The sequence below is a fragment of the Rhizobium pisi genome, assembly GCF_003938655.1.
In the GTDB taxonomy this organism is placed as follows: domain Bacteria; phylum Pseudomonadota; class Alphaproteobacteria; order Rhizobiales; family Rhizobiaceae; genus Rhizobium; species Rhizobium pisi.
In genome coordinates this window covers 44270-53747 of sequence record NZ_RJJT01000035.1, presented here as the reverse complement: position 1 = coordinate 53747, position 9478 = coordinate 44270, and the positions used below count along the sequence as shown (strand labels likewise).

The 9478-nt window shown below is 60.3% G+C and carries 8 protein-coding genes and 2 pseudogenes; 6 read left to right on the top strand and 4 right to left on the bottom strand.

Annotated elements, in window-relative coordinates; all coding sequences use genetic code 11:
• Positions 1-115, top strand: a pseudogene (locus EFD55_RS30910) (hypothetical protein); the annotation flags it as partial.
• 358 nt (positions 116-473) lie between these two features.
• Here EFD55_RS30910 and EFD55_RS30905 read toward each other — a convergent pair.
• Positions 474-1082 (bottom strand): short chain dehydrogenase, encoded by a 609-nt coding sequence (locus EFD55_RS30905; RefSeq protein WP_125850650.1) that lies wholly within the window; start codon positions 1080-1082, stop codon positions 474-476.
• Between the two features lie 64 nt (positions 1083-1146).
• On the opposite strand from EFD55_RS30905, the gene EFD55_RS30900 reads away from it, so the two are divergent.
• Positions 1147-2082: a LysR family transcriptional regulator gene (locus EFD55_RS30900; RefSeq protein WP_205909815.1), complete on the top strand. Its 936-nt coding sequence runs from the start codon at positions 1147-1149 to the stop codon at positions 2080-2082.
• A gap of 115 nt (positions 2083-2197) precedes the next feature.
• On the opposite strand, the gene EFD55_RS34155 is transcribed toward EFD55_RS30900, so the two are convergent.
• Entirely contained in the window at positions 2198-2326 is a 129-nt protein-coding gene (locus tag EFD55_RS34155; RefSeq protein ID WP_281040004.1) for a hypothetical protein, read from the bottom strand.
• Positions 2327-2329: 3 nt separating this feature from the next.
• Positions 2330-2595, bottom strand: a pseudogene (locus tag EFD55_RS33990) (hypothetical protein).
• A gap of 173 nt (positions 2596-2768) precedes the next feature.
• Here EFD55_RS33990 and EFD55_RS30890 point away from each other — a divergent pair.
• The 4 genes from EFD55_RS30890 (at position 2769) to EFD55_RS30875 (ending at position 8777) form a co-directional block, all read left to right on the top strand.
• On the top strand, positions 2769-3527 hold the full coding sequence (locus tag EFD55_RS30890; protein ID WP_125850648.1) for an ImuA family protein: 759 nt from the start codon (positions 2769-2771) through the stop codon (positions 3525-3527).
• Complete coding sequence (locus EFD55_RS30885; protein WP_125850646.1) at positions 3448-4959, top strand: Y-family DNA polymerase; 1512 nt, start codon at positions 3448-3450, stop codon at positions 4957-4959. Before EFD55_RS30890 ends, EFD55_RS30885 begins: the two co-directional genes overlap by 80 nt.
• Entirely contained in the window at positions 4956-8219 is a 3264-nt protein-coding gene (locus EFD55_RS30880) for an error-prone DNA polymerase (RefSeq protein WP_125850644.1), read from the top strand. Before EFD55_RS30885 ends, EFD55_RS30880 begins: the two co-directional genes overlap by 4 nt.
• 120 nt (positions 8220-8339) lie before the next feature.
• Positions 8340-8777 carry an NUDIX domain-containing protein gene (locus EFD55_RS30875; RefSeq protein WP_125850642.1) on the top strand — a complete coding sequence of 146 codons (438 nt, stop codon included), beginning with the start codon at positions 8340-8342 and terminating at the stop codon, positions 8775-8777.
• Between the two features lies 1 nt (position 8778).
• On the opposite strand, the gene EFD55_RS30870 is transcribed toward EFD55_RS30875, so the two are convergent.
• Entirely contained in the window at positions 8779-9408 is a 630-nt protein-coding gene (locus tag EFD55_RS30870; protein WP_125850640.1) for a hypothetical protein, read from the bottom strand.
• Positions 9409-9478: the final 70 nt, after the last annotated feature.

Below are 9478 nucleotides of genomic sequence, written 5' to 3'. Positions count from 1 at the left end.
TGGCAAAGAGATGTGGGCCTATGAGGGTAAGCCGCTTTACACCTATGTCGAGGATAAGAAAGCCGGTGAAGCCAACGGCGATGGCGTTGGAGGAGTGTGGCACGTGGCCAAATAGCTGACTGGCGACGGGTTCGAATGGGCGGTCGTCGGATCGCCCTGAACCAAAAGACCAACTTCTGGAACGACCTATCTCTCTGTGGCTTCGCCGACAAACCCGACCTGCCCGGCACGTCCCATGGAACCGACCGCTCAAGCCTGACTTTCCCGGAATTATGTGGCAAATGCCATCAATGTCCGCCTCTCGCCCGAAGCGGTCATGGACTACCGCAGATCTGACTTCAGCAGGATCCTTCTTCAGAGCGTTCAGGCCCGTGAAGCGCTCACGAAAGATTGGAGTGGCGCGGAGTTCCGACACCCGCGACACCCAGGCTCAAGCACTTATCGCGGCAGTTGGAGCGCCATTGGCCTTCAACTCAGTGGCCGACCCGGTATACGCGCCCGGTCAGCACGCCTTCAACGCTGCGTCTATAGGCCATTGCGACACGAGCTCCCGAGACGCTTTCATTACCGGGAAAGAACGGACCAAAGCGGTCCATCGATTCCGTTAGCATTGTCGGGCTTACTGCATTGATACGGATGCCTCGCGAGAAATCGCAGGCGGCGGCACGGACGAACCCCTCGATCCCGGCGTTGGAGGTTGCGGCGTTAGAGCCTTGCGCAATCGGCTCATCAACAGCGATGCCGGAGGTCAGCGTGATCGACCCTCGGTCATTCAGGTAATGCTGACCAACCAGTGCAACGCGCACCTGACTTAGCAGCTTGTCTTGCAAGCCTTTGTGGAAGTTGGCCGTCGTCATTTCTGCGATCGGCGCCAGGATGACATTGCCTGCAGCAACGATGATGGCATCAATCCGTCCAATCTTCTTGAACAGCGCATCCACGCTTTCATCACTCGCGATGTCGACCTGGTAATCACCCTGGGTGCGACCGACACGAATGATGTCGTGCTTACCATCGCGCGCAAGTTCTTCCACCACGAAGCGACCTACATCGCCACTGGCGCCGATTACAACGATCTTCATAGAATATTCCTTTCAAATTCAGCCTGAAGCGCCGCTATCATTTACCGAACCATTGAGATAATAAATGTGCCATAGCTTCGTTGTTCGCGAACTGGTGGTTAGCAATATGGATCGATTACGCGCCATGGAAACCTTCGTTGCCGTTGTGGAAGGAGGCAATTTCACCGAGGCTGCGCAACGGCTTGAAATGTCGGCTGTCATGGTTGGAAAATATGTGCGCCAGCTTGAAGACAGCCTTGGCGCGCGCTTGCTTGAGCGCACCACACGACGCCAAGGACTAACGGATGCCGGTCGCGTGTATTACGAAGACTCCAAGCGCGCCCTCGAATATGTACGCGTGGCCGAGATGTCGATCGAACGACTGCGTGCATCACCATCGGGCACGTTGCGTATCAGCGCTCCGATCACCTTTGGTTCATGCGTCATCGCTCCTCTGGTGGCGACGTTCCAGCGGACCTATCCGCTTGTGCATATTGAACTGGAATTAAGCAATCGCGTCGTCGATCTTATTGACGAGGGATTTGATATGGCCATCCGCATCGGCGAGCTGGGTGATGTCGACCTAGTAGCAAAACCGTTGACGATGTATCGCATGGTGATCTGTGCGTCGCCGGACTATCTAGCCCGGCATGGCCATCCACAGACTCCGCACGATCTTAGCGCGCATCACTGCCTTTCTCACACGGTATGGAACAGCCGTAATGCCTGGAAACTGAAAGGCTGGGATGAGGTGCAACCACCAATCGAACCGTCTTTCACATGCAATGACGGCAACGGATTGCGTATGGCTGCGCTGGCCGGGGCGGGGTTGTTACTGCAGCCCGAGGTTCTGGTGGCTCAGGACCTGGCGAGCGGGGCACTGATTTCAGTCCTGCAAACTTATCTGCCCGAACCGCGCGCGGTCCATATCGTGCATCGACAGGATCGAAGACCGCTCCCAAAACTCACTCGTTTCATTGGGCATTTGCTCGCGCATGTCGGGGAGCAGGAGACACACTAGCGATTTCGTGTCGAATGGATCTGAAGTCCGCAATTGAGGCATTGCGGACGATGACCACCGGCCGCGCTTTGGCCCAAAGCTGTCAGCGCCGCAGGGCTTTTGGTTGGTGGCATTGCTACATAATTCCGGGCTTTCCCAGCCTCGTCGATCCGGGATTGTCGCGCTGCTCGACCGATGCGTAGGAGGCGTCCATGTCGACATGCACGATCTTGCGCGGCCGCTCGCGGTTGTCTTCGCCTGTCATTCTCTAGCTTCCATCAGCGAGACCGTCACTTAAACATGGGAAGTGTGCCCCACACTTGTCACCCATGGTCGTCTGCATCCGCTCACAGCCCATGGCCATGCGCCGGCGGATTTCCGCGAAGGTGACGCGCTCGCGCCAAACGTTTTCACCAACAACCGGCGCTCGTGCGCACAAGGGCGATCGCAGATACGGCAGATGAGTTCGACCACGGGGACCTTGTGATCTTTCAGTGTCGGGACCGCATCGTCCACAAGCCGCGTTCGGCGCATACGAAAATATTCCTTCCTCATCATCCGATTGAATCTGCTGACGATTTTTTTGCTTTGCACCCGTGCTCAACCTCAGCGGGTCATATGCACATTGACTCATTTATCTCTTGAGAACAAATACAGAACATATTGCTGTTACTCAAGCTGAAAACGGGTTGCCGTCGAAGGAGATCATGAACCCAGCCGTCGCCCGAAACGCCGTCCTAGACGGTCTGCGCCAGCAGATCGCGCACCTTGAAAGCGCCAATCGGCGCAACCGAGGCGTTTTGCCTTTCGGCGTGGCGCAGATCGACGAGCGGCTTCCGGGCGGCGGATTGGCCTATGGGGCGCTGCACGAGTGTGCCGGCGGCGGGGCCGGCACCGTCGACGGGGCGGCGGCCGCTCTGTTCGTGGCCGGGATCGCCGCTCGCACCAAAGGCAAGGTCGTCTGGTGCCTGACACGTCCTGACCTGTTCTTTCCGGCCCTGGCGCAGGCGGGTTTGCATCCGAACCGAGTCGTCTTCGTCGAGTCCGATAGGGAAGAGGACGTCCTTGCGAACATGGAGGAGGGCCTTTCATACGGCGGCCTCGGCGCGGTGATCGGCGAGATCGTCCGGCTTCCGATGGCGGCGTCCCGGCGACTGCAACTCGCAGCCGAGAAGAGCGGCACCATGGCCTTGGTTGTCCGGCGATGGCGGCGGCAGACCGAGGCCAGTGACTTTGGCCAGCCGACGGCGTCGACCACGCGCTGGAGGGTGAGCGTCATTCCGAGCGAGGAGCTGCCAGTTCCGGGGGTCGGGCGGGCGAGGTGGCTTCTGGAACTGATGAGGGTGAAAGCGGGTGAGTGCGCCGAGTTCGAAGTAGGAGCCTGCAATGCCGAGGGTTGTATCGATATTCTTTCCCGATCTGCCGACGGACAGGATCAGGCGGGCCGATCCCGCCATTCCCGTTGAGGAGGCGATCGCCATCATTTCGAAGAGCGGTTCCAAACGCTGGGTGTCGGCCGCCGATCCCGCGGCCAGAAAGGCTGGCGTTCATGTGGGCACGCCGGCCGCCAAGGCGCAGGCGCTCTTCCAGGGTCTCCGGATGATCGACGCCGATGCCGCCGCCGATGCAGCGGCGCTCGAGCGGATCACCATGTGGGCGCTCAGCCAGTATTCGCCGATCGTCGCCATCGATCCGCCGGACGGCATCGTCATGGATACGGAGGGCGCTGACCACCTACAGGGCGGCGAGGAGCGGATGTTGACGAGCATCGCCAACCGCTTCCGCGCCAAGGGCCTGACAATACGGGTCGCCATAGCGGACACATGGGGTGCCGCCCACGCATGCGCCCGCGCCATCAACCGGGAAACCGTCGTCGTCCCGAGTGGGGAGACTATCCGGGCCGTCGAACGCCTTCCGATCTCGCTGCTGCGGCTGCCCGAGAAGATCGTGAGCGATCTGCGCACTTTAGGCTTTCGGACAATAGGGGAGCTTTCGGCGACGCCGCGCGCTCCCTTGGCGCTTCGCTTCGGACCGGAAGTGGGTCGCCGTCTCGACCAGATGTTCGGTCGCGTCTGCGAACCAATAGATCCCATTCGTAGCCCGGAACTCGTCGAGGTCAGTCGATCATTCGCCGAACCGATCGGCGCGGCGGAGACGATCAACAAGTATGTCGGACGGCTGGTCGTTCAACTCGTCGCCGAACTTCAGCGCAAGGGTCTTGGCGTCCGTCGGACCGATCTCATCGTCGAGAAGGTGGACGGAACCAGACAAGCGATCAGAGCGGGCACCGCCAAACCCGCGCGAGACGTCGCCTGGCTGACGAAACTGTTCCGCGACCGGACGGAAAGGATCGAGCCGGGTTACGGGATCGAGAAGCTGACCCTCGTCGCGGTGATGTCGGAACCGCTCGAGGAGAAGCAGAAGGCGTCCTCGCTTGTCGATGACGAGGACGCCGACATCACGCCGCTGATCGACGTCTTCGGCAATCGAGGCCAGCGCGTCTACCGGGTCGCGCCAGTCGCGTCCGACGTTCCGGAGCGTAGCGTCCAGCGGATCGCCGCCGTCGGCGAGGACGTGACGGAAGATTGGGTTCACCATTGGCGACGGCCGGTGCGGCTGTTTGCGCGTCCGGATCCGATCGAGGCGATAGCCCTGCTGCCGGATCATCCGCCGGCCAGCATCACGTGGCGCGGCAAGCGCCATCGCGTGAAACGCGCGGATGGCCCGGAGCGCGTGTTCGGCGAATGGTGGATGCGCGACAGCGAGCTAGAGGCGGTGCGGGACTACTTCGTCATCGAAAACGAGATCGGCGAACGATATTGGATCTTTCGCTCCGGCGACGGCATCGATCCCGAAACGGGCTCCCATAAGTGGTTCATGCACGGGATATTCGGATGAGATATGCCGAGCTTCAGGTCACGACGCACTTTAGCTTCCTTCGCGGCGCGTCCTCTGCCGACGAGCTCTTCGCGACCGCCAAGGAATTCGGCATCGAAGCTCTCGGCGTGGTCGACCGAAACTCTCTGGCAGGCATCGTCAGAGCGCTGGAAGCATCCCGCGCGACGGGCGTCCGCCTCGTCGTCGGCTGCCGGCTCGATCTGCAGGACGGCATGTCGATCCTCGTCTTTCCCACGGATCGTGCGGCTTATTCGCGCCTAACCCGTTTGCTGACGCTCGGCAAGGGCAGGGGTGGCAAGGCGAACTGCATCCTGAACCTTGACGACGTCGCCCTCTATTCTGAAGGCCTCCTCGGTATCCTTGTGCCCGACCTCCCGGATGAAGCCTGCGCCGTCCAGCTTCGCAAGATGGCGGAGATCTTCGGGGACAGGGCGTACGTCTCGCTCTGTCTCCGGCGCCGTCCGAACGACCAGTTGAGGCTGCACGCGTTGTCGAACATAGCCGTCAAGCACCGAGTGAAGACGGTTGTCACCAATGACGTACTTTTCCACGAGCCTTCGAGGCGGCAGCTCCAGGACATCGTCACTTGCATCCGCAATAATACTACCATCGACGACGTCGGCTTCGAGAGAGAAAGGCATGCCGACCGCTACCTCAAGCCACCCGATGAAATGGAGAGACTGTTTCCACGATACCGCGAGGCGCTGGCGAGAACGATTGAGATCGTCGGCCGCTGCCGGTTCTCGCTGGAGGAACTGACCTACCAGTACCCCGAGGAGGTGATCCTCCCAGACAAGACCCCGCAGGAATCCCTCGAGCACTATGTCTGGGAATGTGTGCCCAACCGCTATCCGGAAGGCCTGCCGCCGGAGGTTCTTAAAATCGTCCGTCACGAGCTCGATCTGATCCGGACAATGAAATACGCTCCATACTTCCTAACTGTCTTTTCGATCGTCCGCTTTGCCCGGTCTCAAGGCATCCTCTGTCAGGGGCGGGGGTCGGCCGCGAATTCGGCTGTCTGCTATATCCTTGGCATCACCAGCATCGACCCCTCGACCAACGACCTTCTGTTTGAGCGCTTCGTCTCCCAGGAGCGCGACGAGCCGCCGGACATCGACGTCGATTTCGAACACGAACGCCGCGAGGAGGTCATTCAATGGATCTACAAGACCTACGGCAAGGACAGGGCCGCGCTTTGTTCGACGGTCACGCGATATCGTGCCAAGGGCGCGATCAGGGATGTCGGAAAGGCATTAGGGCTGCCCGAGGATCTCATAAAGGCCTTGTCCTCGGGCATGTGGGCATGGTCGGAGGAGCTGGTCAGCGACCGCAGTCTTCGAGAGCAGGGCTTGAACCCGGAAGACCGCCGTCTGGCGTTGACCCTCAAGCTTGCGCAGCAGCTCATGGGCGCTCCTCGGCATCTGGGGCAGCATCCAGGCGGCTTCGTCCTGACGCATGACCGTCTCGACGATCTCGTTCCGATCGAACCCGCCGCAATGGTCGACCGGCAGGTAATCGAATGGGACAAGGACGACGTCGAGGCGCTCCACATGATGAAGGTCGACGTGCTGGCGCTCGGCATGCTGACCTGCATGGCAAAGGCCTTCGACCTCATCCGAGAACACAAGGACGAAGACCTTGACCTGGCGAAGATCCCCCAGGAGGATCCGACGACCTATGCGATGATCCGGAAAGCGGACACTTTGGGGACGTTCCAGATCGAGTCCCGAGCACAAATGGCGATGCTGCCGCGGCTCAAGCCGCGGACGTTTTATGATTTGGTCATTCAGGTTGCAATCGTCCGGCCTGGTCCGATCCAGGGCGACATGGTGCATCCCTATCTCCGCCGCCGGGAAGGCAAGGAGGCGGTCGTCTATCCGACGCCGGAACTGGAGGCCGTCCTCGGAAAGACCCTCGGCGTTCCGCTCTTCCAGGAGTCGGCGATGAAGGTCGCGATGGTCTGCGCCGGCTTCACCGGCGGCGAGGCCGACCAGCTTCGAAAATCGATGGCGACCTTCAAGTTCACTGGCGGCGTCTCGCGCTTCAAGGATAAGCTCGTGTCCGGCATGATCAAGAATGGCTACACGGCCGAGTTTGCCGAGAAGACCTTCAGCCAGCTTGAAGGATTCGGCAGTTATGGGTTCCCGGAATCCCATGCGGCGTCGTTCGCCTTGATCGCCTATGCCTCCAACTATGTGAAATGCCACCACCCGGACGTCTTCTGCGCGGCGCTGCTAAACTCCCAGCCGATGGGATTTTACGCGCCGGCCCAGATTGTCGGCTGTGCTCGGAACCACGGCGTCGAGATTCGGCCCGTCTGCGTCAACAATTCCCGGTGGGACTGCACGCTCGAGCGTATCGGCGATACAGACCGTCACGCTGTCCGCCTCGGGATGCGCATGGTGCGCGGCCTTGCCGCTGCCGCTGCCGCTCGTATCGTCGCTGCCCGCATGGATCAGTCGTTTGAAAGCGTTGACGACATGTGGCGACGGTCCGGTGTTCCGGTGGCTTCTCTGGTCGAGCTCGCCGAGGCAGACGCCTTCCTGCCGTCGCTGGGACTTCCGCGGCGCGACGCCTTGTGGGCGATCAAGGCCCTGCGTGACGAACCGCTTCCGCTCTTTGCAGCCGCCTCGGAACGCGAGGCGAGGGCGATCGCCGAGCAGCAGGAACCCGACGTCGCCCTCCGTCAAATGACGGAAGGGCACAACGTTGTCCAGGACTACAGTCATATTGGGCTGACGCTACGCGAACACCCCGTCGCATTCCTTCGGAAGGCCTTGACGGAGCGCCAGATCGTCACTTGCGCGCAAGCCATGAACGCGCGGGATGGTCGCTGGTTGATGACCGCTGGCCTCGTTCTCGTCCGGCAGAGACCCGGCAGCGCCAAGGGCGTCATCTTCATGACGATCGAGGACGAGACCGGTCCGGCCAACGTGGTCGTCTGGCCCAAGCTCTTCGAGCAGCGCCGACGCGTCGTCCTCGGGGCATCGATGATAGCGATTAATGGGAGAATTCAGCGCGAAGGCGACGTCGTTCATCTTGTTGCCCAGCAAGCCTTCGACCTGTCCGGCGATCTCTCCGGGCTGGCCGACCGCGACGCCGAATTCCGGCTGCCGACGGGCAGGGGAGATGAGTTCGCCCACGGCTCGCCGGGAGCCCCGGATTCGCGGGATACGGTGGCGGCCGCAAAGCCGAGGAACATCTTCATTCCGGATCTCCACATCGACACCCTGAAGGTGAAGGCGAGGAATTTCCATTAGTCTCCTCTGGCTAGCTTGCTTCGGCACCGTCACGAAAACGCGAGATACGCTCGCCGATTGCCTTGCCAGAGGCTCTTTCGGCAAACACTATGAGCATTCTAATCCAAAGCGAGCGCATGAATGACATCGTATGCAATGGAGCTTCGCGGTTTGATTGGAAACCGCCTACTTCTGCTTCCCTCAGTTGCCGCTGTCATTCATGACCATGCAGGCAATTTGCTCCTCCAAGAGAAGACATCAGGGGAAAGGTGGAGTTTGCCGGCTGGTGCAATCGAGCCTGGCGAGGCGCCGGAGGAGGCTGTCATTCGAGAGGTTTTGGAAGAGACTGGCCTAACGGTCTCTTCAACCAGCATTGTCAGCGTGTTCGGCGGACATCAGTTCAGATACACCTACCCGAATGGTCATCAAGTTGAGTATGTCGTGACCCTGTTCAAATGCCAAGTGTTTCAGGGCGGAGGCGTGTGGACGGATGCCGAAACAAAGTCGCTTCGATATTTTGCCAAAGAGGACATGCCATCCCTTGCGCTGCCTTATCCGGTTTCGGCCCTGTTTTCCTAAACTAGCGGAGGAGTCCGTCGCGCCCGAACTCGTCCCAGCCGCTCAAGTTCGGACGGGAAGCATCGTCAGTGTTTCCCTTGGTCGAAGGTGTTTTGCCACTCCGTAGCGAACGCGTGAGCTTCGCCTTAAGGGCCGCCCGCCGTCTATTCTCGGCCGCAGCTTCGGCGTCCTCTTCACGCCAGACGGTGACCAAGTCTCGGTCGAGGATGTCCTCCACGACTCGTGGGTCGAAAACGTGGAAGGTAATCTTCTTCGCGCGCCCTCGCAGCTTGACGGTGCGCGTCCCTGCGCTGGGTAAGCGGCCGTCATTGAGCCAACGATGCCTCTCAGTCGTCGACATCGTCAAAATGTCCTCAATCTCCCGAGGGATCACGGGTAGTATTTCAATGCCTTCAAGTGTGTTGGCAACGACCGCCGAAGCAGCGCGGAACTCGATCCTGGAGGTCTCCGACATAGCCAGGATTAAAACACCCGCCTCGATATCGAGCGATTTTCGCACTGTTGAAGGCAATCGAGCGCGAACTTCCAGGAGAATTCCCTTCGCGCGGACGGATGATCCGAGCGTAGCCGCAGGCGGCAACGGCCACTCCTTAATCAGCTCCGCATCGTCATTGTTCTTGGGTTTTGTCATGCAAGAGTTAGATGGGCCTTCCGCCCTGCAGCGTCAACGAATAGTGCAGGGCGGAAGCATCGAATAGCGG

Coding starts and splice junctions, on each gene's coding strand:
- EFD55_RS30905 (WP_125850650.1), bottom strand. CDS start 1,082: ATGAAGATCGTTGTAATCGGCGCCAGTGGCGATGTAGGTCGCTTCGTG.
- EFD55_RS30900 (WP_205909815.1), top strand. CDS start 1,147: ATGTGCCATAGCTTCGTTGTTCGCGAACTGGTGGTTAGCAATATGGAT.
- EFD55_RS34155 (WP_281040004.1), bottom strand. CDS start 2,326: ATGACAGGCGAAGACAACCGCGAGCGGCCGCGCAAGATCGTGCATGTC.
- EFD55_RS30890 (WP_125850648.1), top strand. CDS start 2,769: ATGAACCCAGCCGTCGCCCGAAACGCCGTCCTAGACGGTCTGCGCCAG.
- EFD55_RS30885 (WP_125850646.1), top strand. CDS start 3,448: ATGCCGAGGGTTGTATCGATATTCTTTCCCGATCTGCCGACGGACAGG.
- EFD55_RS30880 (WP_125850644.1), top strand. CDS start 4,956: ATGAGATATGCCGAGCTTCAGGTCACGACGCACTTTAGCTTCCTTCGC.
- EFD55_RS30875 (WP_125850642.1), top strand. CDS start 8,340: ATGACATCGTATGCAATGGAGCTTCGCGGTTTGATTGGAAACCGCCTA.
- EFD55_RS30870 (WP_125850640.1), bottom strand. CDS start 9,408: ATGACAAAACCCAAGAACAATGACGATGCGGAGCTGATTAAGGAGTGG.